The organism is Streptomyces sp. NPDC088817 (assembly GCF_044750345.1).
Lineage (GTDB): Bacteria > Actinomycetota > Actinomycetes > Streptomycetales > Streptomycetaceae > Streptomyces.
The window spans coordinates 66,258-88,852 of record NZ_JBIVJN010000016.1; the positions used below are offsets into that span (position 1 = coordinate 66,258).

General features: G+C 72.0%; 20 protein-coding genes and 1 tRNA gene. 5 read left to right on the forward strand and 16 right to left on the reverse strand.

Going from position 1 to position 22,595, the window contains the following annotated elements; all coding sequences use genetic code 11:
* Positions 1-49: 49 nt before the first annotated feature.
* The 6 genes from efeB to ACIP4X_RS26690 form a co-directional block, all read right to left on the reverse strand.
* Positions 50-1,354, reverse strand: coding sequence for an iron uptake transporter deferrochelatase/peroxidase subunit (gene efeB, locus ACIP4X_RS26665; RefSeq protein WP_358732072.1), 1,305 nt, complete (start codon positions 1,352-1,354; stop codon positions 50-52).
* Positions 1,355-1,362: 8 nt separating this feature from the next.
* Positions 1,363-3,444, reverse strand: coding sequence for a copper resistance CopC/CopD family protein (locus ACIP4X_RS26670; protein WP_401350966.1), 2,082 nt, complete (start codon positions 3,442-3,444; stop codon positions 1,363-1,365).
* Positions 3,445-3,457: 13 nt separating this feature from the next.
* Positions 3,458-3,931: a copper chaperone PCu(A)C gene (locus ACIP4X_RS26675; protein WP_358732068.1), complete on the reverse strand. Its 474-nt coding sequence runs from the start codon at positions 3,929-3,931 to the stop codon at positions 3,458-3,460.
* Positions 3,928-4,578 carry an SCO family protein gene (locus ACIP4X_RS26680; protein WP_391458994.1) on the reverse strand — a complete coding sequence of 217 codons (651 nt, stop codon included), beginning with the start codon at positions 4,576-4,578 and terminating at the stop codon, positions 3,928-3,930. The genes ACIP4X_RS26675 and ACIP4X_RS26680 overlap by 4 nt, the downstream gene beginning before the upstream one ends.
* Before the next feature lie 95 nt (positions 4,579-4,673).
* A complete protein-coding gene (locus ACIP4X_RS26685; protein WP_391458993.1) occupies positions 4,674-5,405 on the reverse strand; it encodes a DUF1775 domain-containing protein in 732 nt (243 codons plus the stop codon).
* Positions 5,406-5,565: 160 nt separating this feature from the next.
* Positions 5,566-6,402, reverse strand: coding sequence for a hypothetical protein (locus tag ACIP4X_RS26690; protein WP_401350969.1), 837 nt, complete (start codon positions 6,400-6,402; stop codon positions 5,566-5,568).
* Between the two features lie 223 nt (positions 6,403-6,625).
* Here ACIP4X_RS26690 and ACIP4X_RS26695 point away from each other — a divergent pair, with 223 nt between their 5' ends.
* Positions 6,626-7,072 carry an ATP-binding protein gene (locus tag ACIP4X_RS26695; RefSeq protein ID WP_358732061.1) on the forward strand — a complete coding sequence of 149 codons (447 nt, stop codon included), beginning with the start codon at positions 6,626-6,628 and terminating at the stop codon, positions 7,070-7,072.
* Positions 7,073-7,123: 51 nt separating this feature from the next.
* On the opposite strand, the gene ACIP4X_RS26700 is transcribed toward ACIP4X_RS26695, so the two are convergent.
* Both ACIP4X_RS26700 and ACIP4X_RS26705 read right to left on the reverse strand, forming a co-directional pair.
* Complete coding sequence (locus tag ACIP4X_RS26700) at positions 7,124-8,620, reverse strand: aminopeptidase P N-terminal domain-containing protein (protein ID WP_391458989.1); 1,497 nt, start codon at positions 8,618-8,620, stop codon at positions 7,124-7,126.
* Positions 8,621-8,674: 54 nt separating this feature from the next.
* Positions 8,675-10,093, reverse strand: a complete 1,419-nt coding sequence (locus tag ACIP4X_RS26705; protein ID WP_391458986.1) for a SpoIIE family protein phosphatase — start codon at positions 10,091-10,093, stop codon at positions 8,675-8,677.
* A gap of 619 nt (positions 10,094-10,712) precedes the next feature.
* On the opposite strand from ACIP4X_RS26705, the gene ACIP4X_RS26710 reads away from it, so the two are divergent.
* On the forward strand, positions 10,713-11,378 hold the full coding sequence (locus ACIP4X_RS26710; protein WP_358732056.1) for a bifunctional DNA primase/polymerase: 666 nt from the start codon (positions 10,713-10,715) through the stop codon (positions 11,376-11,378).
* A 56-nt stretch (positions 11,379-11,434) separates the two neighbouring features.
* Positions 11,435-12,037: a hypothetical protein gene (locus ACIP4X_RS26715; RefSeq protein ID WP_391458984.1), complete on the forward strand. Its 603-nt coding sequence runs from the start codon at positions 11,435-11,437 to the stop codon at positions 12,035-12,037.
* A 351-nt stretch (positions 12,038-12,388) separates the two neighbouring features.
* Here the strand turns inward: ACIP4X_RS26715 and ACIP4X_RS26720 are convergent, their stop codons facing one another.
* The 3 genes from ACIP4X_RS26720 to ACIP4X_RS26730 all read right to left on the reverse strand — a co-directional run bounded on the left by ACIP4X_RS26720 (position 12,389) and on the right by ACIP4X_RS26730 (position 15,285).
* Complete coding sequence (locus ACIP4X_RS26720; RefSeq protein WP_358732053.1) at positions 12,389-13,354, reverse strand: DUF5926 family protein; 966 nt, start codon at positions 13,352-13,354, stop codon at positions 12,389-12,391.
* 372 nt (positions 13,355-13,726) lie between these two features.
* Complete coding sequence (locus tag ACIP4X_RS26725; RefSeq protein WP_358732051.1) at positions 13,727-14,365, reverse strand: ATP-binding protein; 639 nt, start codon at positions 14,363-14,365, stop codon at positions 13,727-13,729.
* Between the two features lie 92 nt (positions 14,366-14,457).
* Entirely contained in the window at positions 14,458-15,285 is an 828-nt protein-coding gene (locus ACIP4X_RS26730; RefSeq protein ID WP_358732049.1) for a glycerophosphodiester phosphodiesterase, read from the reverse strand.
* A gap of 261 nt (positions 15,286-15,546) precedes the next feature.
* Here ACIP4X_RS26730 and ACIP4X_RS26735 point away from each other — a divergent pair, with 261 nt between their 5' ends.
* Together ACIP4X_RS26735 and ACIP4X_RS26740 are read left to right on the forward strand one after the other, a co-directional pair.
* Positions 15,547-16,974, forward strand: a complete 1,428-nt coding sequence (locus ACIP4X_RS26735; protein ID WP_358732048.1) for a trypsin-like peptidase domain-containing protein — start codon at positions 15,547-15,549, stop codon at positions 16,972-16,974.
* 62 nt (positions 16,975-17,036) lie between these two features.
* A tRNA-Ser gene (locus ACIP4X_RS26740) sits at positions 17,037-17,121 on the forward strand.
* 146 nt (positions 17,122-17,267) lie between these two features.
* Here the strand turns inward: ACIP4X_RS26740 and ACIP4X_RS26745 are convergent.
* The 5 genes from ACIP4X_RS26745 to ACIP4X_RS26765 all read right to left on the reverse strand — a co-directional run bounded on the left by ACIP4X_RS26745 (position 17,268) and on the right by ACIP4X_RS26765 (position 22,495).
* Positions 17,268-18,656, reverse strand: coding sequence for a tyrosine-type recombinase/integrase (locus ACIP4X_RS26745; RefSeq protein ID WP_401350974.1), 1,389 nt, complete (start codon positions 18,654-18,656; stop codon positions 17,268-17,270).
* Between the two features lie 80 nt (positions 18,657-18,736).
* The gene (locus tag ACIP4X_RS26750; protein WP_401350976.1) at positions 18,737-18,925 is read right to left on the reverse strand and encodes a helix-turn-helix transcriptional regulator; all 189 of its coding nucleotides are present in this window, start codon (positions 18,923-18,925) and stop codon (positions 18,737-18,739) included.
* A gap of 440 nt (positions 18,926-19,365) precedes the next feature.
* Positions 19,366-20,844, reverse strand: a complete 1,479-nt coding sequence (locus tag ACIP4X_RS26755; RefSeq protein WP_401350977.1) for an ATP-binding protein — start codon at positions 20,842-20,844, stop codon at positions 19,366-19,368.
* 2 nt (positions 20,845-20,846) lie between these two features.
* On the reverse strand, positions 20,847-21,695 hold the full coding sequence (locus tag ACIP4X_RS26760; RefSeq protein WP_401350979.1) for a bifunctional DNA primase/polymerase: 849 nt from the start codon (positions 21,693-21,695) through the stop codon (positions 20,847-20,849).
* Positions 21,692-22,495 (reverse strand): hypothetical protein, encoded by an 804-nt coding sequence (locus ACIP4X_RS26765; protein WP_401350981.1) that lies wholly within the window; start codon positions 22,493-22,495, stop codon positions 21,692-21,694. Before ACIP4X_RS26765 ends, ACIP4X_RS26760 begins: the two co-directional genes overlap by 4 nt.
* Between the last annotated feature and the right edge of the window lie 100 nt (positions 22,496-22,595).

Here is a 22,595-nt window from a genome sequence, read left to right on the forward strand (position 1 = left end):
CCGGGTGTGACGGGTGTGCTCCCGCCACCTCCCGCCGCCCCCGCGGTACTCACCCCTCCAGCAGCCGCTGCCCCACGTACTCGCCCTTCGCCGCCCCGCCCGGGACCGCGAAGAGACCGCTCGCCTCGTGCCGGACGTACGCCGACAGGGCGTCGCCGCGGTCCAGCTTGCGCTGCACCGGCACGAAGCCGCGCAGCGGGTCCGCCTGCCAGCAGATGAACAGCAGGCCCGCGTCCGGGGCGCCGTCGGCGCCGAAGCCGTCGTGGTAGGAGAAGGGGCGCCGGAGCATGGCCGCGCCCCCGTTCTGGTCGGGCCGGGTGATCCGGGCGTGGGCGTTGACCGGGACGACGTAGGTGCCGTCCTTGCCGGTCTTCTCCAGGTCCATGGCGGTCGTCTCGGAGCCGCCGCTGAGCGGCGCCCCGTCGGACTTGCGGCGCCCGATGACGTTCTCCTGCTGGGTGAGCGACAGCTTCTCCCAGTCGTCCAGGAGCATCCGGATACGGCGTACGACGACGTAGGAGCCGTTCGCCATCCAGGCGGGCTCGCCGTCCGCGGGCACGAAGAGGCGCTGGTCGAAGTCCGGGTCGGCGGGCTTCGGGTTGCGGGTACCGTCGATCTGCCCCATCAGGTTGCGGGCCGTCATGGGACGCGCGGTGGCTCCGGGGGAGCGGTTGAAGCCGTTCATCTGCCAGCGGACGCGGGCGGCGCCGCCCGCGTCCTTCTGAAGGGCGCGCAGGGCGTGGAAGGCGACCAGCGCGTCGTTGGCGCCGATCTGCACCCACAGATCGCCGTTGCTGCGTGCTCGGTCGAGCCGGTCGGAGGAGAAGTCGGGCAGCGGGTCGAGAGCGCCGGGCCGCTGCCGGGCCAGGTCCGTCCGGTCGAAGAAGGAGTGGCCGAAGCCGAAAGTGACCGTCAGCGCCGAGGGCCCCGCGTCCTGTGCCACGTCGGTGTCGTCGTGCGGGGCCGGTTCACCCGCCATCAGCCGCTCGGCCGTCGCCGACCAGCGGCGCAGCAGCGCGGCGGCCTCCTTGCGGCCCGCTCCGGGCACGAGATCGAAGGCGATGAGATGGCCGCGGGCCTGGAGGGCGTCGGTGATGCCGGGCTGATGTTTCCCGTGAAACATCGCCCGGTCGGCGCCGAGCGAGGTGAGCGGGGTGGCACCGGCGGGCGCCGCGGTGTAGCCGAGAGCGGCGCCTGCCGCGCCGAGGACGAGTCCGGTGGCTCCGGCGGTGCCGAGCAGCCGCCGTCGCGACACGCCGGTTCCGGCTCCTGCCGCGGTGCCGGCCCGCGCGGGCGTGGTCGCCGCGCGCGCGGAGTCGGGGGAGGTGGCCTCCGGGGTGGACTGGTCGGTCATGGTGCGGTTCAGCCGATCTGCGCGTTCTTGGTGACGGACACCTGGTCGATGTCGGAGGTCCGCACGATCGCGTCGACCTTCCAGTCGCCCGCCATGGGGATCTGCACTCCGCTCGCCACCCAGTGTCCGGTGGTGACATGCTCCGGGTTCACCGGGAGCGGTCCGATGTTCTTCGTGGCCAGGGTGAAGGTGATCTTGAGCTCGGCGACGTCGCGGAGGCGCCCGTTGGGCCCGAGGGCGAAGATGTGCAGCTCGTTGCCGCCCACGCGCGCGGGGTCGATGTCGATCCGTACGACGCCCTTGCCGTTCTTGCCGCCGGTGTCGAACGGCATGTCGAGCGTGACGGCGCCCGTCGCGGAGGACGAGGACGAGGAGGACGACGTGGCGGCCTTGGCCTCCGTCTCCGTGCGTCCCGGCTCGGTCTGGGTCAGCACGGTGGTGACGACGAGCAGCACGACGGCGACCCCGGCTTCCATCAGGACGGAACGGCGCAGCCCGAAGCGGTGGGGATCGGCGTCCCGCAGCCGCTTCTGCCGTGCGGTGTCCACAGCGGCCTGCTGCCGGGCGAGCTGGGCGGCCCGCCGCGTGGCCTCGCCCTTCGCCGCCTTCCCACCGGGCTGAGCCTTGCCGCCGGCCTTCCCCTCGGCCGCGTCCTTCCCACCGGCGCCCGCCTTCCCGGCGCCCGCTTTCCCGGCCTCGGCCTTACCAGCCGCTTTCCCGGCTCCGTCTTTCCCGGCTCCGTCCTTCCCGGCCCCGGTCTTCGAGGCGGCGTCGGCCCCGGTCGTCGCGCCTGAACCGGACTTCCCGCCCGCGGCCGCCGCGACCTTCGCGCGGGCCTTGGCCTGCGCCTTCGTGGTGGCCGTCTCCGCCAGCCGGCCCGTCCAGCGGCGCGATGTGGCGGCGATGCCGACCATCAGCAGCACCAGGGCGATCTTGGCGAGGAGCAACTGCCCGTAGCGCGTGTCGGTGAGCGCCGACCAGGAGCCGACCTGGCGCCAGGACTGATAGGTGCCGGTCGCGACCAGCGCGAGCACGGAGCCGAAGGCGAGGCGGGAGAAACGGCGTACGGCCGCGGGCTCGATCGGGGTGTCGGCGGGCGCCCGGTACAGCGCGACCAGGAGCGCGGCGAGCCCGCCGAGCCAGGCGGCCACGGCGAGCAGGTGGACGACGTCGACCGGCATCGCGATGCCCGGCTGGAGACCGGTCGAGGCGTGCTCGGCCATGGCCCAGCTGGCGGCGAGGCCGACGGCGACCACGGTGCCGCCGATCGCGAGCCCGAAGGTCAGATCGCGCTTCTCGTCGGCCGCGCGCTTCTGGTACTCCCCGAAGAGCACCGCGACGAACAGCGCCGCCGCGGCGAGCAGCAGCAGCCGGGAGACGAGGGCCGCCCCGGTCTTGGTCTGGAGCACCTGCCCGAGGAGCGTCAGGTCGAAGACGTCCCCGATCTTTCCGGACGTGGTGTAGGAGCCGCGCAGGAGCAGCAGTGCGAGCGTGGCCGCGGTGAGCGCGACCCAGCCGGAGACGACGAGCCGCTGCACCGCCCGCACGCCCGAGCCACGCTGCCAGCAGGCCAGTACGAAGGCGGCGCCGCCGGCCAGGACGATGAAGCCGGCGTACGACACGTACCGCCCGACCCCGTAGAGCGCGCCGACGGTCCCGCCGCCCACCGTCTGGGCGCCGACCGCGGCGGACGTCTTGGAGGGGGCGCCGATGGAGAAGGTGTAGGCACCGCCGACGGGGTGGCTGTCGGCGGAGACCACCTGGTAGGCGACGGTGTAGGTGCCGTCCGGCAGTCCGCTGTGCAGGCGCACGGCGTACGTCGTCCCGCTGACGTTGGCGGGCTTCCCGGTGTCGACACGGTTGCCCTTGGGGTCGAGGACGCGCAGCGAGTCGTCGTTCATCGCGACCTGCTCGGAGAACGTCAGCGACACCTGGGAGGGCGCCTTGTCGACCACCACCCCCTGCTGCGGATCGCTGCCGGTCAGCGCGGCGTGCGCGGAGGCCGGGGCGGCTCCGGCGAGGAGCACGCCGGCGACGGCCAGGAGCAGCAGCGTCAGGGCCCGGAAGCGTGGGGCGATGGTCTGCGACAAGGTGGTCCCTCCCTCAGTGTCCGGTCGCGGGGTTGTACGTGGCCGACTTCACCGGCATCTCGATCTTGACGGTGCCGGATTCGGCGAAGTGCAGTTCGACGGGGACCGTCTGGCCCTGCCGGGGGGCGCGCTTCAACTGGTCGAACATCAGGTGGTTGCCGCCGCTCTTGAACACGAGGCGGCCATGGGCGGGCACGGTCAGGGGGCCGGCTTCCGTCATGACCCCGCCGGCCGTCTGGTGCACGGTGACGTCCCCGGCCTCGGCGCTGGTGACCGAGGTGAGTTCGTCCTTGGCGCCGCCCTTGTTCTCTATGGTCAGGAAGCCGGCCGCCATGGAGGCCGAGACCGGCTGGGGCATGTAGGCGGAGTGGACGGAGAGTTCGGCCTTCGCATTGCCGGTGTCCGAGGACGCGCCGCAGCCGGTCAGCAGGGCGGTGCCGGTCAGGGCCGCGGCCACGAGCGCGGCCGCCGCCGCGGGCCGCCTCACGGGTTCTCCCCCTTGACGATCTTGGGGAGATCCTTGGTGTAGTCGTCGACGGTGGCGTCCTCGCCGTAGAGGACGTACCCGGCGTCGGTCTTCGGGGAGAAGGCGAGCACCTGGGTGCCGTGCATCGAGACGAGCTTGCCGTTCTTGTCCTTCGTGGTCGGCTCGATGGAGATGCCGAGCGTGCGCGCGCCGGCCTGGATGGTGGAGAAGTCGCCGGTCAGTCCTATGAACTGCGGGTCGATCCCCTTGAGCCACTTGCCGAGTTCGGCCGGGGTGTCGCGGTCCGGGTCGGTCGTGACGAAGACCACGCGCAGGTCGTTCTGCTGGGCCTTGGGCAGCGCCTTCTTGGCGACCGCGATGTTGCTCATGGTCAGCGGGCAGGCGTCGGGGCAGTGGGTGTAGCCGAAGTAGACCAGCGTCGGGTGGCCGGCGGTCTCCTTGCGGAGGTCGTACTTCTTTCCCTGGGTGTCCGTGAGGACCAGGTCCGGCTTCTCGAACGGCTTGTCGAGGACGGTCGCGGCCTTCTGCGCGGTGTCCTCGGAGACGACGGCGACGGGCTTCCTGCCGTCGTTCCCGCTGTCGCAGGCGGAGAGGGTCATGGTGGCCGCGGCGAGCAGCGCGGCCGCGACGAAGGTCTTGCTGTGCATAGAGAAATGTCCCAGATGTGAGAACTCCGGCGCGCACCGGGGACCGTACGTGGGAGCCGGACGGCCCCCGGAGCGCGTGACGGACGTGCCGCGGATCAGGCAGTGGTGCGCCTGCGGCCGGCGAACACGCCGTAGGCCACGCCGGCCGCGCCGACGAGGATGCCGACGATGCCGAGGACGCGGGCGGTGGTGTCGCTGCCGCTCTTGGCGGAGTCGGCGGCGGTGGTCTCGGCGGCGGGCTTGGTGTCGGCGGTGGCGTCCTTGGCCGACGCGTCGTGTCCGTCACCCTCCGAGGCCGCGGTCAGCTGGAGCACCGGCGCCGGGTTGTCCGGCTCCTCCTGGCCCTTCTGCGGCACCTCGATCCAGCGCACGACCTCCTTGTTGGAGTACGTCTGGATCGCCTTGAAGACGAGCTGGTCGGCGTCCTCCGGCAGCGTGCCGACGGAGACGGGGAACTTCTGGAAGAAGCCGGGCTCGATGCCCTTGCCGTCGGCGGTCCAGGTGACCTTGGTGACGGCCTCGGAGATCTTCTTGCCGTGCATCTCCAGCGGCTTGTCCAGCTGGGACTTGGTGACGTCGACCTTCCAGCCCGGCACCGGCTGCGGCATCACGGAGGCCAGCGGGTGGTCGGTCGGGAAGTTGACCTCGAGCTTGGTGGTGGAGGCGTTGTCGCGCTCGTTGGGCACCTTGAAGTCGACGACGGCGTAGCCGCCCTTGGCGGCGGCGCCCTCGGGCTGCACGGTGACGTGTGCGAACGCGGGGACGGACAGGGCGAGGACGGCCGAGCCGGCGAGGGCGGCGGTGGCGACGAGTCGGGAAGCCTTCATAAGGGGTGCACTCCGCTTCGAGTGGGTTCCGGTGTGTGGGGGTGCGCGTGCGGAGCGGGACCAGTGGTGTTCCCGCCGGACAGGCACACGCGCGCATGCCGCACGACGGCGGCCGCTCCCCCGGCGGAAGCCCGCTCGGTGGGGTGGTGGTCGCGTCGCGTCAGGCAGCGAGGGCGAGTGCGGCGGCCGGCGGGCCGCGTCGGATCACCGTGTGCTGGAGTGCGGTGGTGTGGGGCGTGAGGGGCGCGGAGTCGGCGGTGCGCGGCAGGCGCGGGCCGGTACCGGCCGCCGTGGGCAGCCCGGCGCACAGGGCGCGCACCAGGGCGAGCGCCCCGCGCAGGGACCGTACGAGCGCGGTCTCGGCGACTCCGTGCGCCGACAGTTCGATCAGCCGCAGCAGGGCCAGGTCGCCCCGTCGCAGCACCCAGCCCGTGGCGAGGGCGGCCAGGACGTGGACGAGCAGCATCGGCAGGGACGGCAGCAGGGCGGCCACGCCCGTCGGGAACGGGGAGGCCGCCGGGTGGTGCGGGGCGTTCAGGTCCGCGCCGGCGCCGGCGTAGGCGTGTGCGTCGACGAGTATGCGGTAGGCCTGGGCCGGGCTGATCGCGGCGGCGGTGGCCCCGCAGACGTACCGGGCGGCCTGCTGGACGAGCTCGGCGTCGGACAGCACGGGCGCGGAGCCCGTCGGTCCCGCGGAGCCCATGGCCATGGCGCCCATGCCGCTCTGTCCCATGCCGAACAGGGCGTGCAGCACGCTCTGGCCGACCACCAGCAGCGCCGCGATCCCCGGCAGGGAACGCGCGCGTCCGGCGAGCGGTGCCACCATGACCAGCGCCCCCAGGAACCCGGCGCCGAGCGTCCACAGTGGCACCGTGGCGCAGGACGCCAGCGAGTGCCCGGCCGCGGCCAGCACGACGCAGACCGCGGCGAACACCGCGGCCCTGAGGGTCCGTAGACCGCGTCCGGCGGGTGCCGTGCGCGGGTGGGGGGAAGACATGGCGGCCTCATCATCCCACTGGACCCGGGACCGCCGTACGGCAGGTCCACAAGATGCGGTACATCCGGAAGGTCATGGTCTGATGACGTCGGCCCGCACATACACCGATTCCCCGTCCCGCCGCGTCCGCCGATTGTGCGGTGTCGCGTCGACACGGTGCTTATGGGCGGGCACTCGGGGCAATACGTAACGGTATGTCGAGCCGCGGCCGGGAGGCTGGAGCATGAGCATCTGGTGGTCACTCCATCTGCGGCGCGACGCCGCGAGCGTGCCGCTCGCCCGTCGGCTGCTGCTCGGCACGATGGAGACCGCGGGCGTCGACCCGGAGATCTCCTACGACCTGTCGGTGGCCCTGAGCGAGGCCTGCGCGAACGCGGTGGAGCACGGCGGGGACACCGGGTCCTGCGACGCGTTCCGGGTCACCGCCTTCCTCGACGGGCAGAAGTGCCGCATCGAGGTGGCCGACACGGGCCCCGGCTTTCCGCCGGCGGGCCGCCGGCGCCCGGTCCGTGCCGTGCGCGCCGAGGCCGAGCACGGCCGCGGCCTGTACCTCATCCAGGAACTCGCCGACCACGTCCACATCCGCAACAGGCCGGGCCGCGGCGGCGCGGTGGTGATCTTCGACAAGATCCTCAAGTGGCGCGAGGACGCCCCGCTGGTGGCGGTGTAGCCCCACGCGGGACGGCCGGGCACCCCGCGGGTGCCCGGCCGTCCCTCCGTGTCAGCTCTTCAGCGACGCCATCCAGGCCTCGACCTCGTCGGAGCGGCGCGGCAGGCCCGCGGAGAGATTGCGGTTGCCGTCCTCGGTGACGAGGATGTCGTCCTCGATGCGGACGCCGATGCCGCGGTACTCCTCCGGGACGGTCAGGTCGTCGGCCTGGAAGTACAGGCCGGGCTCGACGGTGAGGACCATGCCCGGCTCCAGCGTGCCGTCGACGTACGTCTCGGTCCGGGCGGCGGCGCAGTCGTGGACGTCCATGCCGAGCATGTGACCGGTGCCGTGCAGCGTCCAGCGGCGCTGCAGGCCCAGCTCCAGGACCCGCTCGACCGGGCCCTCGACCAGGCCCCACTCGACGAGCTTCTCCGCGAGCACGCGCTGGGCGGCGTCGTGGAAGTCGCGGTACTTGGCGCCCGGCTTCACGGCCGCGATGCCGGCCTCCTGGGACTCGTACACCGCGTCGTAGATCTTCCTCTGGATCTCGTCGTACGTGCCGTTGACCGGCAGCGTGCGCGTGACGTCGGCGGTGTAGAGGGTGTGCGTCTCCACGCCCGCGTCCAGCAGGAGCAGGTCGCCGGAGCGGACCGGGCCGTCGTTGCGCACCCAGTGCAGCGTGCAGGCGTGCGGGCCGGCCGCGCAGATGGAGCCGTAGCCGATGTCGTTGCCCTCGACGCGCGCGCGGAGGAAGAACGTTCCCTCGATGTAGCGCTCGCTGGTCGCCTCGGCCTTGTCGAGGACCTTCACCACGTCCTCGAAGCCGCGCACGGTCGAGTCGACGGCCTTCTGCAGCTCGCCGATCTCGAAGTCGTCCTTGACCAGGCGGGCCTCGGAGAGGAAGGCGCGCAGCTGCTCGTCGCGCTCGGCGGTGACCTTGTCGGTCAGCGCCTCTTCGATGCCGGCGTCGTAGCCGCGCACGACGCGGACCGGGCCGGTGGCCTCGCGCAGCTTGTCCGCCAGTTCGCGCACGTCGGAGGTCGGGATGCCGTAGAGCGTCCCGGCCTCGGTCAGGGAGTGGCGGCGGCCGACCCACAGCTCGCCCTGGCCGGAGAGCCAGAACTCGCCGTTCTCACGGTCGGAGCGCGGCAGGAGGTAGAGCGTCCCGCGGTGGCCGTCCGCGGTGGGCTCCAGGACCAGGACGCCGTCCTCGGTCTGGTTGCCGGTGAGGTAGGCGTACTCGACCGAGGAGCGGAAGGCGTACTCCGTGTCGTTCGAGCGGGTCTTCAGGTTGCCCGCGGGAATGACCAGGCGCTCGCCGGGGAAGCGTGCGGACAGCGCGGCGCGGCGGCGCGCGGTGTGCTCGGCCTGGGCGACCGGTTCGAGGTCGTGCAGCTCGGTGTCGGCCCAGCCGGACTTCATGTTCTCGGCGAGCTCGTCGGACACGCCCGGGTACAGGCCGTTCTTCCGCTGCTTGATCGGTTCTTCTTCGGCGGTCTCCGGGGTCTCCGGCAGCTCCTGCGCCACGGTCTTCCTCCTCGATACAGCCACTGGGCCATCCCCCATCGTACGGTCGTGCGGGAAGGGGGCCAGAGGCGGAAGTGCCTGTTACCGGGCGGCCTACTCGAAGCGCGCCGCCAGCAGCGCCACGTCCTCCGCGCCGTCGGTCACGTCAAGTCCGTTCGGCAGGACCGTGTGCAGGACGTGGTCGGCGACGGCCGCCGGGTCGTGGCGCAGCGTGCGCGGGACACCCGCCGCGGCCGTGTGCAGCCGGGCGAAGGCGCGGTCGACGGAGTCGCCGGTGCGGTGCAGCAGCCCGTCGGTGTACAGCAGCACCGTCTCGCCCGCACCGACCTGGAACTCCACGCTCGGCGCCTCCCAGCAGGCGAGCATGCCGAGCGGCGCGGACACGGACGTCTCCACGAACTCCGTGCGCCGTTCGCCGAGCACCAGCGGGGGGCAGTGCCCGGCGCCCGCCAGGGTGATCCGGCGCAGCGCGGGCTCGCAGTAGGCGAACAGGGCCGTGGCGGAGCGGGCGGGCTCGGTCAGCCGCAGGAGCAGTTCGAGGTCGGACAGGACGGCGACGGGATCCTCGCCCTCCATCACCGCGTACGCCCGCAGGGACGCCCGCAGCCGGCCCATCGCGGCGATCGCGCCCGGCCCGGCGCCGGTGACCGAGCCGACCGCGAGGCCGAGCGCGGCGTCGGGCAGCGGCAGCGCGTCGTACCAGTCGCCGCCGCCGCGCGGGCCGGTGCGGTGCCGGGAGGCGAGCTGGACGCCGGGGACGCGGGGCAGCCGGGAGGGCAGCAACTCCTCGTAGACCGTCGCCATGCAGGCGCGCGTGCGCTCGGTGTCGAGCAGGCGTGCCAGGTGCTCGGTGGCGAAGCGGAGATAGAGGCCGACGAGGTGGCGTCGCCGCTCGGCCGGTTCGGCGGGCTCGTCGTAGAACCAGACGGCGGCACCGAGCCGGCCGGCGGCCTCGGTGGACAGCGGCAGCGCGTAACTGGCGGCGTAGCCGAGGCGTCCGGCCACCTCGCGGTGGCGCGGATCGAGGCCGTCCTCGGCGAACAGGTCGGGGCGCACGTCCTCGCCGTCGCCGCCCGGCAGGCCGGCCGCGGTGTCGAGGAGCGTCCCGTACGGCATGGCGCTGCGCGGCACGGTCTCGATGTGGCCGAGATCGGCCCGTGCCAGGCCGAGGCCGATGGTGGTGTCGGGGCCGAGTCCGTCGTCCGGTTCGAGGACGGCGAGGCCGCGCCGGGCGCCGACGAGGGCGGCTCCGGCGCGCAGCAGCTCCTTCAGGGCGGCGTCGAGTCCGTTCGTACGGGCCAGCCGTTCGGTGAGCTCGTTCAGGGTGGTGAGGTCGGAGACCCAGCCGGCGAGCCGGTCCTGCAGGAGGGCGCCGGCCGGGCGGGGGGCGTGCGGGCCGGACGGGCCGCTCGGGGAGGCGTCCGGGGCGGCGAGTGAGGGCGCGACAGTGTGTGCGGGTGCGGGGACCGTCGAATCGATTCCAGCCACTTTCGGGGGGTGGGGGGCGTTCATGGCGCTCGGCCTTCCGACCGGTGCGTATTGCTAAAAAGCATCGCAAACCCCCATGTCATTCTGCGCCGCCAGCAGTGTCTCCACATGTACACGCACTCGTGAGGGGATGTCCAGCATTGTCCTGCCGGGTTTCCTGGTGTCAGAGGGCTTCTCGGTGTCTTCTTCCCAACCTCTTGCTAAAAAAGGAAGTTGGCTTGAAACTGCCTCGGGTGACGGCCTGTTGCGGTCGACTGGGCTCGCTCGACAGAGCGTCACAGCGGTCGTGATGGGTACGTACTCGGAGAAGGCCAGGGGTGGTTGGGGGCTACCCGGAACCTGGCGACGGACCCGGGCGTCTTAACCACCGACGACCGTGCCCCATCCTTGCGCGACGGCGGCGGAGAGCAGAAGACAAGTCGGCATAACGCCATGCTCCGCCACCCCGCGCCACGCCCATGCTCCTGGTAGACGCAGTATGGACGGGGCTGCCGTGGAAGCAGCCGATGTTCGGCCCATAGGGGTTCCCCGTGCCTGAAGGCAGGGGTGTGATGCGCCAACAGGTACGCACAGTCAGTGATCGACACATGATGTGAGTGGTCCACGGTGTTGCCAGCGGTGCAACGGAAAGGAACGAGCGCTCATGCGCGAGATCCCCGGAAGGCGACGCGGGCTCCTGTCCCAGCGCAGCGACGAGAGGCCTGAGCCGATCAGCGCGGCCCTGAACTTCGCGACCCGGTGGCAGTGGCCCGTGCTGCCGGGCGTGGCTCTGGATCCGCGGCGGCACGACCGCTGCGGCTGCCCCGACCCGGAGTGCACGGTGCCCGGCGCGCACCCCTTCGAACCCGGTCTCCTGGCGGCCACCACCGACGCCCGCATGGTGCGCTGGTGGTGGACCAACCGGCCCACCGCGCCGATCGTCCTGGCCACCGGCGGCACGGCCCCCTGCGCGGTGAGCCTGCCGGCCCTCCCGGCCGCGCGCGCCCTCACCGCGCTCGACCGCGTCGGCATGCGGCTCGGCCCGGTCGTCGCCTCGTCCAAGCGGTGGGCGATCCTCGTCAAGCCGTACTCCATGGAGCAGTTGGGCGAGCTGCTCTACGCCAAGGACTTCGTCCCCGGCTCGCTCCGCTTCCACAGCGAGGGCGGCTATCTTGCCCTGCCGCCCTCCGAGACCGGCGACGGCCCGATCCGCTGGGAGCGGGCTCCGCTGCCCGGCTCCGCCTCGCCCTGGGTGCCCGATGTGGAGGCCGTGGTCGACGCGGTGGTGGAGGCCCTCACTCGTACGGGTGTGAGCGCCCCCGAGTTGTAGGGGTGTCGCGGCCGCGGCGGGCGAAGTGCCCGCCCCGGGCCGTTATCGTCCCCCTCATGCTGCGTCACCCCGCCGGACCCGGAAACCGAGTGCCGGGCGGCGGCCACGATCCCCGGCGCCTCCGTCTGCTCGCCCTCCTGGGCGTCGTCGGCTGCGTCGTCGTCCTGTCGCCGGCCGGGGCGTCCGCCGGCCAGGCGGGCGACCGGAGCGGCCAGGACGCCCGGTCCGCGGTGCGCGTCCTGCCGGGCGGCGACGACAAGATGCCCTCCGCCGTGCGCGCCCCTTCCAGGCGGGTGCTCGGCCTGGGGCTCGCCACCGCCACGCGCTGCGGCCCCGAGGTCACCTCGCCCGGCGGCGTGAGGGCGCAGACCTGTGTGCTCACCCAGGGCGCGGACACCTGGGCACGCACCTACTACCGCAACACGACCGGACGGCCCCTGGACGCCGGCCTGACCCTCATGGGGCCGGGCGAGCGCACCGTGCGGGCGCAGTGCGCGCCTGCCGGGGGCCAGGAGCCGGAGACCTGTGAGACGCCGCGGGAGCACAGCCGGGGGACGGTGGCGGCGTACAGCGCCGTCGCGGAGTTCGCCGAGCGGGGCGCGCGGGCCGCGCTGCTGCTGCGATCGGGAAGCAACTCACCGATGACAACGGGCCGTTGACGGGCTGCTGCGCTGGGTGAACGGCTGCGGACACGCAAGCGCCCGGTTGCTGGCGACGGGGGATGCACCAGCAACCGGGCTACTGGAACGGTAACAAGAGATCGGCAGTTCGCAAATTCGATCCCGGCTTTCCAGTCACCGGGTGCATGGCCTTTTAGGTCACCGACTCGACTGCGCCGCCCGCCGGTTGTGACGGGCGTCACTCGCCCCGTCCGGGTGGAATGGCCACTCGGAGGGTGACCGGGCGACTGGCCGGACGGCCGACGCGGCGACCGGCCGGCTCAGTGAGTGGGCGGCCGGCCCAGCGGCTGACCGGGCGGCCGGTCGAAGGTCCGGCCGCCCGCTCGTCGCTCAGCTCAGCGTGACCTGCCGGTTGGTCAGACCGCCGCGGGCCCGGCGCTCGTCGCCGGTCAGCGGCGCCTCGCTGGCCAGCGCCGCGGCGAGCTGCTCGGCGAACTCGGCGGCCGGCTTCTCCACGTCCTGGGCGCCCATCTCGCTCGGCAGGTCCCACACGGGCACGATCAGGCCGTGCGCCCGGAAGGAGCCCACGAGACGGGTGCCCTCACCGAGGTTCGAACGGCCCGCCGCGTGCAGCCGCGCGAGAGCGTCCAGAAGCTGCTCCTCCGGGTGCGGCATGACCCAGCGCAGGTGGTTCTTCTCCGGCGTCCGGCACCAGTACGCCGCCTCGACGCTCTCCAGGCGCACGGTCGGGATGGCCGCCGCGTTGGCCCGCTCCAGGGAGGCGGTGACCTCCGGCGTCGCGTTGTCCGCGTCCGGCACCCAGAACTCGAAGCCCTCGTGCACCACAGGTGCGAAGGAGGCCTTCAGGTCGAGCAGGTCCTGGAGGCGCGGGCCGTCGGCCGGGGCGCGGCGGCCCTGCACCGGGGTGCCGGGCTCGGCCTCCAGGGCGCACAGCAGGGTGTCGGCGAGGTCGCGGCTGATGTCGCCGGACGCCGTGTCGTTCTGCAGGCCGAGCAGCACCGAGCCGTCGTCGCGGCGCAGCGCGGGCCAGGCCATCGGCAGGACCGTGGCGAGTGTGACGGCCGGGACGCCGTCGGGCATGCCGTCACGCAGGGCCAGCCCGGCCGTGGCGGCGGGCACCAGCTCGCGCAGGGCCACCCAGTCGCACTCACCGGGCAGCCCCTCGAAGGGCCGCTGCACCAGCTCGGTCACCGCGTGCGCGGCGGCCCGGCCGTGGCAGGCCTTGTACCGCCGACCGCTGCCGCACGGGCAGGGCTCGCGCGCACCGACGACCGGGACCTCTCCATCCGTGAGCTGCGGGCGCTTGGCCTTCGTCTGGGGTCGCTTCTTGGCCATCTGGGTGTCTCCCGGTTACGGCTCGTCTCGTACGGGCGCGAGCCTAGCCGTTCACGCCGTCAACGACGGGACCCTGTGGACGCGGCGGGAAATGTGGACAACCGGGCGGCCCGCGCCTCCGTATCCGGGACGGAGTACCTCGACGGACCCGAGGCCTCCCGCTCGCCGGTCCCGCGCGCACGCGCCCGTGCCCGGAACAGGTCCGGCGAGCGGTGCACGGGAAGCGTCGGTTCGGCGCCCGCGCCCGCGGGTCCGGGGTCGGGCGCACGCGCCTGCGGGTCCGGCTCCTACGCACGCGTGCGAGTCCGGCTCGGACGCACGCGTACGAGACCGGCCCGGGCGGTGCCCGGGCGCGGACCCGCGGGCGCGGGGTCAGTCCAAGTCGCCGAAGGCGTCCGTGAAGCCCAGGTCGGGCACCGCCGCCACCGGCGGTGCGGTGATCCGGGAGGCGAAGTCGTCTCGGCGGTGACCGGCGTCCGGGTCGTGCACGTCCTCGTGGACGACCACCCACACCGTGACCTCGCCGCCGACGCTGTCCCGTACGCCCCAGTCGTCGCAGAGCGCGCTGATGATGTTCAGCCCGCGGCCGCCGTGAGCGGTGACCGAGGGGGTGGCCGGGGACGGGCGGGTCGGGCCGCCGCCGTCGGTCACCTCGATGATCAGCCTGCCGCTCGCGTCCACCCGCCACGCGGCCCGGACGTCGCCGTCGCCGGCCAGGGCACCGCGCAGCGGCCGGCCGTGCTTGCAGGCATTGCTCAAGAGTTCGGAAAGGATCAATACGGCGTCGTCGACGACCGATTCCGCCACGCCGCCGCCGCGCAGTTGATCACGCATCCGGCGCCTTGCTTCCCCCACGCCCGCAGGGCCATGGGGTACGGCCATGCTCGACGACGTGGGCACCTCCTGTGCCACCACCAACGCCACCCCCGAGACCTCCTTCGCCCCACGCCACGGTGTGGATGCCCCACCGGCCTGGACCGGAAACCGGCCGAATCGCGTCCGGCGATGCATTTGGAACGTCCGATCACTCACCGAACGCGCCGGAGCACTCCCTGTCATCGTGGCTGGACGGGCGGCAGGTCACGCGGCCGGACCGGCGGCGGTCAGCGGCCGAGCCGGTGCAGTACCGCGCGCGGGCGGTTGGTGATGATGGCGTCCACCCCGAGGTCCACGCAGAGGTCGACGTCCTCGGGCTCGTTCACGGTCCACACGTGCACCCGGTGTCCCGCCTGCTTGAGCCGCTCCACGTACGCCGGCTGGTTGCGCACGATGCGGATCGAGGGGCCGGCGATCCCGACTCCCGCCGGCAGCCGGCCGTCCCGCAGCCGCGGTGTGACGAACTGCACCAGGTAGACCGTCGGCAGTGTCGGCGAGGCCGTCCGCACCCGGTGCAGCGAACGTGCCGAGAAGCTCATCACGCGCACCGGCGACTTCGCGGGCGAGGCGGGGGCGTCCAGTCCGAACCGCTTCAGGAGCGTCAGCAGCCGTTCCTCGACCTGCCCCGCCCATCGCGTGGGGTGCTTGGTCTCGATGGCCAGCTCCACCGGCCGCCCGGCGTCGGCGACGAGTTCGAGCAGCCGCTCCAGGGTCAGCACGGAGGTGTCCTCGGGGTCCTCGGGCCGCACCTCCCAGTCCGGCTCCTCGATCCGGCCGCGCCAGGACGCGCGCGTGCGCCACGATCCGAAGTCCAGTGCGGCGAGGTCGGCGAGTTCCAGGGCGGACACCGCTCCCCGGCCGTTCGACGTACGGTTGACGCGGCGGTCGTGCACGCAGACGAGATGACCGTCCGCGGTCAGGCGCACATCGCACTCGAGGGCGTCCGCGCCGTCCTCGATGGCCTTCCGGTAGGCGGCCAGCGTGTGCTCCGGGGCGGCCTCGGAGGCTCCGCGGTGGGCGACGACCTGGATGTGGTGCTGCCGTGCGTGGGTCACCGCGTCATGGTGCCACCGCGGCGGAATGGGCGGGACGGCGGAGAGCCGTCGATAATGTGTCTGTTTCATGTGAAATGACCCATATAAAGAATGCGCCCGGACCCACAGCATCGGCTTATGGTGCTCTGACGGCCCGTGGGAAAAGCTGACTACGTACATCCGCAGCACCTGCACAGCTGGAGCGCGCCGGGTCGCCGGCGGGCATGACGAGCGTGACCGAGTGCGACCGACAACAACAGCCGTGGACCAAGGAGAAGAGCTGTGAGCACCGAGAACGAGGGCAACACGGTACCGCCGGCGCCGTCCGCACCTCCCGTGCCGGTGGAGACTCCCGCTGCTTCCCCGCACCCGGCCGCCCCCCAGGGCGGTCCTGCCGCGCCCCCGCCCCCGGACGTGCCCCCGTACGTCCCGGGAGCCCACGGCGCGCCCGCGCCGCAGGACCCCGGCGCGCCCGTCGACGGCTCCTGGCCGCCCCCGTCGCCCGCCGCGCCCGCCTACATGGACGGCGGCGCGGGAGGCTCCGGCTGGGGCGCCGCGTACCAGCAGCACCAGCCCGCGCCCAAGCCCGGCGCCCGGCGCGGCGGCCTGGTCGCCGCGGTCCTGGTGGCCGCGCTGGTCGCCGGCGGCCTGGGCGGCGGCCTCGGCTACACCCTGGCCAGGAACGACGACAGCAGCTCCACCACGGTCTCCGCCTCCGACACCGGCGCCTCGCAGATCAAGCGCGACCCGAACTCGGTCGCGGGCGTGGCCGCCAGGGCTCTGCCGAGCACGGTCACCATCGAGGCCGAGGGGACCGGCGGCCGGGGCGGCACCGGCACCGGCTTCGTCTTCGACACCCAGGGCCACATCGTCACCAACAACCACGTGGTGGCCGACGCCGTCGACGGCGGCAAGCTCAGCGCCACCTTCCCCGACGGCAGGAAGTACGACGCCGAGGTCGTCGGCCACGCCCAGGGCTACGACGTCGCGGTCATCCGGCTCAAGAACGCCCCCTCCGACCTCAAGCCGCTCGCCCTCGGCGACTCCGACAAGGTGGCCGTCGGCGACGAGACGATCGCCATCGGCGCGCCCTTCGGCCTGTCGAACACGGTGACGACCGGCATCATCAGTGCGAAGAACCGTCCCGTCGCCTCCAGCGACGGCGCCTCCGACAGCAAGGCCTCCTACATGAGCGCCCTGCAGACGGACGCCTCCATCAACCCGGGCAACTCCGGCGGCCCGCTCCTCGACGCCCGCGGCGCGGTCATCGGCATCAACTCCGCCATCCAGTCCGCGAGCAGCGGCGGCCTCGGCAGCTCCGGCCAGTCCGGCTCGATCGGCCTGGGCTTCGCCATCCCGATCAACCAGGCCAAGTACGTCGCCCAGCAGCTGATCAAGTCCGGCAAGCCCGTCTACGCCAAGATCGGCGCGTCGGTGTCCCTGGAGGACACGACCAACGGCGCCAAGATCACCGACCAGGGCGTCAGCGGCTCCGCCCCGGTCGAGTCGGGCGGCCCCGCCGCCGAGGCCGGCCTCAAGCCCGGCGACGTCATCACCAAGCTCGACAACCGCGTCATCGACTCCGGCCCGACCCTCATCGGCGAGATCTGGACCCACAAGCCCGGCGACAAGGTCACCGTCACCTACAAGCGCGGCGGCAAGGAGCACACGGCACAACTGACCCTCGGCTCCCGCATCGGCGACAGCTGATCCCACGCGCGCCCGCCAACCCGTTAGTCTTGTCCCCGCGCCGCCACACACGAGCGGCGCGGGGTGGGTTGCCCGAGCGGCCTAAGGGAACGGTCTTGAAAACCGTCGTGGCGCGAGTCACCGTGGGTTCAAATCCCACACCCACCGCGTAGCAGGTCAGAAGCTTGCAGGTCAGAAGGGGGGCCACTCTCCGGAGCGGCACCCCTTCCGCATGCACCCTGTCTCACCCCGTACCGCCCCCATCCCGGGTTTGATCAGGGCGTGCGGCCAACCTGTGGCCAGGTTTTCAGGGGCTACTCGGCACTCAGGGCCTTGTCGATGAGCCCGTTCGAGACCTCTTGCTGACCACGCAGGATCTTGGCGTAGAACTTCCAGAGCACCGCCGGACTGTGGCCGGCCCGCCGCGCCACTTCCACGGGGTCAACTCCCGCCTTGATCCAGAGCGATACGCACGCGTGCCGCAACGAGTAGGGCACTTCTGCCAGGGGTGTTCCCACGTCCTCCGCCGGCAGCGCCTTCTTCCGGGCGTTCTTCCAGGCGTCCGCGTACTCCGTCGACCGGATGCGCCCGCCCATGGCCGCGGTGAAGAGACGGCCGTCCTTCCCGGTGCCGTACTCCGCGAGGTGGCGACGCAGGATCGCCACCAGGACGGGCGGAATCGGCACCGGGCGCGTGGCCTTCCTCGCGCGCCGCTTCAGCCCGCGTTCCTCGTAGGACTTCCCGTCATCCGTCCAGCCGGACCCCACCTCCGGACGGGAGCGCGACAGGATCAACTCGCCCCAACCGTCCTCTGGGAGCCGGCACGCTCGCCGGGTCAGAGACGCGACCTCAGACGGTCGCATGGCCGCGTAGTACATGCAGGCGAAGAACGCCGACAGGTACGGGCCGCGCTCGCCGGCGCCGCGCACGGCTTCCAGCAGGGCGTGCGCCAGCACCGGGCCTGGAACGTAGCGGAAATCCACCTCATCATCCGTATCCGGCGTCTTCCAGTCGATACGGCTCAGCGGGTTCGCGGTCAGGATCTCCCGCTCCACGGCGTACCGCAGAGCGTTGCTGAGCACAGAGTGCTTCCGCCGAACGGTGTTGTCGGCCGCCACCTTCCCGTCCAGCCGACGCGAGAGCACGGTGAGGACGTCTCGCAGACGGGCCGAGTCGGTCATGTCCGCCACCTTGACGGAGTGCTCCGACACCCAGGTCAGCGCGGCGGCCACATCGGCGGGAACGTCCTCGGCGTCCTTCCGGGGAACGTACTTCTCCACGTTGTCGTCGCGCACCGCGCGGAACGCCCATTCCCGGAGCGCGCGGCGCAGCACCTTCTTGTCGGGAGCCCCACGGTTCGACGTCACCAGGGTCATCGTGACGGCCGTCAGGGCTTCCGCGATGCCGACCCGGTGCTTTGCCGCGGCACCGGGCCACTTCATGGCGGCGTAGGCACAGGCGTGGTCGTACCAGGTGGGGGACGCCGCCGCGCGGTGCTCGCTCATGGGCAAGCCACTGTCGACGTCGAACGCCTCACCGTCCCGGGTGGCGGTGAGCAACTGGGCCCGGCGGGCGTCCGCGAGCGTCTTGGTGGCGAACGGCGTTTGATGGACCTGACCGGCGACCGACCAGCGAAGCTGATACGGCGCCTTCTTGCTGTTGCGGGCTCGGATGCCCCAAATCCGCACGTCGTAGCTCTTCACGCGTCTCCTCACGAGCGAGGGGCCCGCTTAGAGCGGGCCCCTCGGGTTGCTGCTGTCGGGTTGCTGCTGTCGGTTTGCGGTCAGGCGGCGTGGTCCTCGTAGCGGTTCAGCCACGAGTCCAGATCGGAGCGGCGGACGCGGATCTGTCCGTTGGGGAGCTTGACGAGACGCGGGGCGTTGCCCCGGGCGCGCATCCGGTAGAAGGCGGCGCGGCTCATCTGGATCTCTTCGAGGACTTCGGGGAGCTTGAGCATCTTGGGGGCAGGCAAGACGGGACTCCTTTGCGGCGTTCAGGGGCGGGTGCGTGTGTGTCCGAGGTGGGGATTTCTGCGTCACTGCGTCATCCACGTCATTCGCGGCGCTGACCTGCGGGTTTGTGTGACGCGGGACGTTCGGGGCACGTCACCGTGTGACACAGACGTCCGTCACGGCATGACGCAGGTGACGCGGGATGACGCAGGGATCAGCCGTCTGCGTCACCCGTCTTCCGGCAGGTCACCCGGCGTTTTCGGGGTGCGGGTGACGCAGGTGACGCAGCGTCTCTCTACTTCGGACAAGGAGGGGGTGGTGTCTGTTGTGGTGCGCGGCTCAGAGAGTGAAGAAGGAGCCGCTTCGCGGCGCGACCATCGCAGGGCGGCGGCGCCGCCGAACAGCAAGAGGAGCACGCGGCCCGTGCTCCTCTTGCTTGAGCGCGGCCCGGTGTGGCCGGTCAGAATGCCGGTTCCTGCTGGTTCGGGGGTGCGGGGGCCGGGGGCCGGGCCATTTCGATGTAGCGGGCGGCGCTGGTGCGTCCCCAGTCGATGAGCACGCCCCGGGCGGCGAGGGTGGGCTGAAGCCGCTTGAGGCGGTCTGAGAGCACCTTGCCGGTGGTCGGCCATCCTTTGGGAAGGGGGCGGCATTCCTCGCCCGTGTAGAGGCCGGTGAGGCAGTGCAGCCACTCGGCGGACGTCATCCGCTGTTCCGCTCCCGCGTCGATGTCGGCCGCGTGCTTCAGCACCGTCTGCGCCAGCAGGTCGCCCTCGATGACGTCGTCGTTGAGGTCGTCCAGGCTGGCCCGGTAGGCGGCCAGAGCTCCCAGACCGGTGGCAGCGTCGAGCTGCGCGCACAGGTGCGCGAAGTCGGCCATGCGTAGATCGGTTGGGATGTCCGCCTCGGCCGCCCGCACCTGCACGGTGAGATCCAGGAGCGATCCCAGGATGATGGGCAGCACTTCGGCGAAGTCGGACCACAGTTCCGCTTCGGTGCGGCGGACGTGGGGCCGTTCCAGGCGCAGGGGCAGGAGCCGTTCGGCGAGGTCGGGCCGGATCACCCCGACGTCGATGCCGGTCAGCAGCAGCGGCCGGCGGTAGCCGACGCGGAAGACGTCCCCGTCGGTGAACAGGGCCCGCTTGACGTTCTCGGCGCCGGTCACGATGCAGCACATGGCGTCGGACAGGTCCGGGGTCATGTGGGACAGGTTGTCCAGGGCGGTGACCCATCCGGCTGCCACCGCTGCGATCAGGTTCTCTTCGTCCTTCGGGGCGCGGCGCAGGTCGCCGCTCATGCCTTCGATGATCCGTACGAGCATCCGGCCGCCGGTGGACTTGCCGGCGCCCTGCGGGCCGGTGAGGAACGGGGCGGGGACGGGTGCGTGTGGCCCGAGGCAGCCGACCAGCCACGCGATGGCCAGGCATTCGGTCTCCGCGGTGGCGAAGTTGCACAACCTCAGCAGCAGGTCGATGCCCTTGCCGTCGGTGTCCCTGGCCGGCATCGGGAGTTCCCCGGTGAGCTGCGTGCGCCGCCAGCACACCTCCCGCGGGTCGGGGGTGCGGACGTCCCAGCCGGTGGGGTGGATACGAACCGACTGTCCGTCGTCGCGCCCTAGGTCCAGCCAGGTCGCCCCGTCGAACCCCGGGGCGACGCGGATGTGGACGGGCTGCACGTCCTCGGTCAGCGCCAACGCTTCGATCAGGTCGAGCGCTTCCTTCATGGCGGTGCCGTTGAACACGCCGATGCCGTCCCTGAAGAGTCCGACCATGAGTTCCTGGCGGTGGCTGCCGGTGGTGCCCTGGGAGCGGATCGGGCGGGCCACGGGGTGGCCGTTCCTCTGCGCGTACACGGTGCCGTCGGCGGTGCGGAAGTAGCGAAAGTGGGCCTGCGCGTAGTCGGTGATGATCTCGCGGGCCGGGGTCTTCTCGTCGTCGGACATGGTCACATCCCCAGCGCTGTCAGGGCGTTGGCCCACGCCTCGGTGCAGTGCCGCGGCGACTCGCCTTTGGCCTGCGCGGCGGCGAACAGCCGGGCGACGTGAGTGTCGGTGAGGCAGCCGCACCGGCCGTGCGTGGACAGCACGGCCAGGAAGGTGCGGTACACGGTGTTGTGGACCGCGCTGGACGCCGCGGTGATGCGCTGCTCGGCCATCGCAATGCCGCGGTCCAGGAAGCGGGGCGTGCGGTGGGGGCACGTTCCCTCCCTGGCCGTCACGGACACGGTGACAGGGTGCGGAGCTGTGGGGGCCGGGGACGGCTTCTTCACGGCCAGCGCGCGGACGGCGTCCGGCAGGTCGGTCATGGCGCCGGTGCCGGGGCCGAGGTAGCGGGCGTAGGACATGGTCGACTTGATGTCGACGCCGGGGCGCACCGCGTTGCGGGACGCCATGGTGCCTCGGTAGATCCAGTGCAGTCCGCGCGTCGTCGGTACGGTCCGGGTGGCGGGTAGGGCGGTGCGGGCCCAGGCGATGGCGTCCGCGTCGTCCAGGTCGACGATGGTCAGGCCGGCGCCGCCGGGGTGGTAGCCGACGCACACCGCTCGCCGCCACGCCGCGGCCCACTCGGGCGAGACGATGACGGCCGGCTCGGTGGTGGCGGCGGCCCAGGCGTGGCAGACGCCGGGGCACCGGCACGGGCCCGGGGTCTTCATGATCGGCCGGCCGCCGCACGCGTTGTCCGCGCACCTCGTGCAGTTGCCGAACGGGACCTTGCCCCGACGCAGGGGCAACACCGGGACGCCGGACGCGGCGAGGCTCAGCGCGGTGTGCAGGGGGTAGGGCGTCTGGCTCATGCCGCGCTCCCGTCGGTGAGCATCAACTGGTGCTGGGTGGGGATGGCTCGGATGACGCGCTCGCGCCACTTCAGGGCATAGTCGATGCAGTTCGCGCAGTTCTTGTGCGTGTGGCCCGGCAGCGGCGGCCGGCGGCGCGCGTGAGCACTCCAGGCAGCCGAGTCAGCCGAAGCGAGCAAGTGACCGACGCGCTCCAGGCCGAGGATTTTGAAGCCGAAGCCGTGCAGGTTGAAGCCGTGCGCCGCCATGGCGGTGACGATCGCGGCGCCCTGGCGGGTGGACTGCAACCGGCACACCGACCCCAGCCCGACCACGGGTTCGGCCCGCAGGTCAACACCAGCCCGCTCGTACAACTCCACACAGCGTTCGTAGGCCGGCACGCTGTCACCCTGAATGACGGGGGCGATCCGCAGATCGGGAGCGAGCGATCGCAGTTCCAGGAAGTTGGCGACGGTATGCCGCTGGTGTTCTTCCACGCTCAGGTGGGTGCCGACGAAGTACAGTCCGCCGAACCAGCCGCCTTGGATGATGGCTTCCTCGCACATCCAGTCCTGCGGGGCGGCCCAGTCGTAGGGGCCGACGCATTCCCAAATGCGTCGCAGGTCGCTGACGTACTGGCGCGGGGTGCGGGTCCAGGTTCCTTTGTCCTTGAGCTCCGAGAAGCCGCCGGAGTCGACCGCGTACGGTCCGCGGGCAGGGTAGAGCTTGGCGGCGGCCGCGAAGTGTTCGGACTTCAGGAACAGCGGTACGTCGGTGAGCTTGATCCAGTGGCGTTTGTGGGTGGTCAGGTAGAACCGCATCGCGCCGGGAGCTCCCAGCGAGGGAGCGGGCGGGGCGGGTTGTAAGGCTCGCAGGATGGGGGCGGGTTGGGTCATGCTGGATGTCTCCAGTTCGGTGTAA

Bases quoted from the DNA above. Each gene is read 5' to 3' on its own strand.
- efeB (WP_358732072.1), bottom strand. From the start codon at position 1,354: ATGACCGACCAGTCCACCCCGGAGGCCACCTCCCCCGACTCCGCGCGC.
- ACIP4X_RS26690 (WP_401350969.1), bottom strand. From the start codon at position 6,402: ATGTCTTCCCCCCACCCGCGCACGGCACCCGCCGGACGCGGTCTACGG.
- ACIP4X_RS26695 (WP_358732061.1), top strand. From the start codon at position 6,626: ATGAGCATCTGGTGGTCACTCCATCTGCGGCGCGACGCCGCGAGCGTG.
- ACIP4X_RS26705 (WP_391458986.1), bottom strand. From the start codon at position 10,093: ATGAACGCCCCCCACCCCCCGAAAGTGGCTGGAATCGATTCGACGGTC.
- ACIP4X_RS26710 (WP_358732056.1), top strand. From the start codon at position 10,713: ATGCGCGAGATCCCCGGAAGGCGACGCGGGCTCCTGTCCCAGCGCAGC.
- ACIP4X_RS26715 (WP_391458984.1), top strand. From the start codon at position 11,435: ATGCTGCGTCACCCCGCCGGACCCGGAAACCGAGTGCCGGGCGGCGGC.
- ACIP4X_RS26700 (WP_391458989.1), bottom strand. From the start codon at position 8,620: ATGGGGGATGGCCCAGTGGCTGTATCGAGGAGGAAGACCGTGGCGCAG.
- ACIP4X_RS26760 (WP_401350979.1), bottom strand. From the start codon at position 21,695: ATGAGCCAGACGCCCTACCCCCTGCACACCGCGCTGAGCCTCGCCGCG.
- ACIP4X_RS26765 (WP_401350981.1), bottom strand. From the start codon at position 22,495: ATGCGGTTCTACCTGACCACCCACAAACGCCACTGGATCAAGCTCACC.
- ACIP4X_RS26685 (WP_391458993.1), bottom strand. From the start codon at position 5,405: ATGAAGGCTTCCCGACTCGTCGCCACCGCCGCCCTCGCCGGCTCGGCC.
- ACIP4X_RS26720 (WP_358732053.1), bottom strand. From the start codon at position 13,354: ATGGCCAAGAAGCGACCCCAGACGAAGGCCAAGCGCCCGCAGCTCACG.
- ACIP4X_RS26725 (WP_358732051.1), bottom strand. From the start codon at position 14,365: ATGCATCGCCGGACGCGATTCGGCCGGTTTCCGGTCCAGGCCGGTGGG.
- ACIP4X_RS26680 (WP_391458994.1), bottom strand. From the start codon at position 4,578: ATGCACAGCAAGACCTTCGTCGCGGCCGCGCTGCTCGCCGCGGCCACC.
- ACIP4X_RS26755 (WP_401350977.1), bottom strand. From the start codon at position 20,844: ATGTCCGACGACGAGAAGACCCCGGCCCGCGAGATCATCACCGACTAC.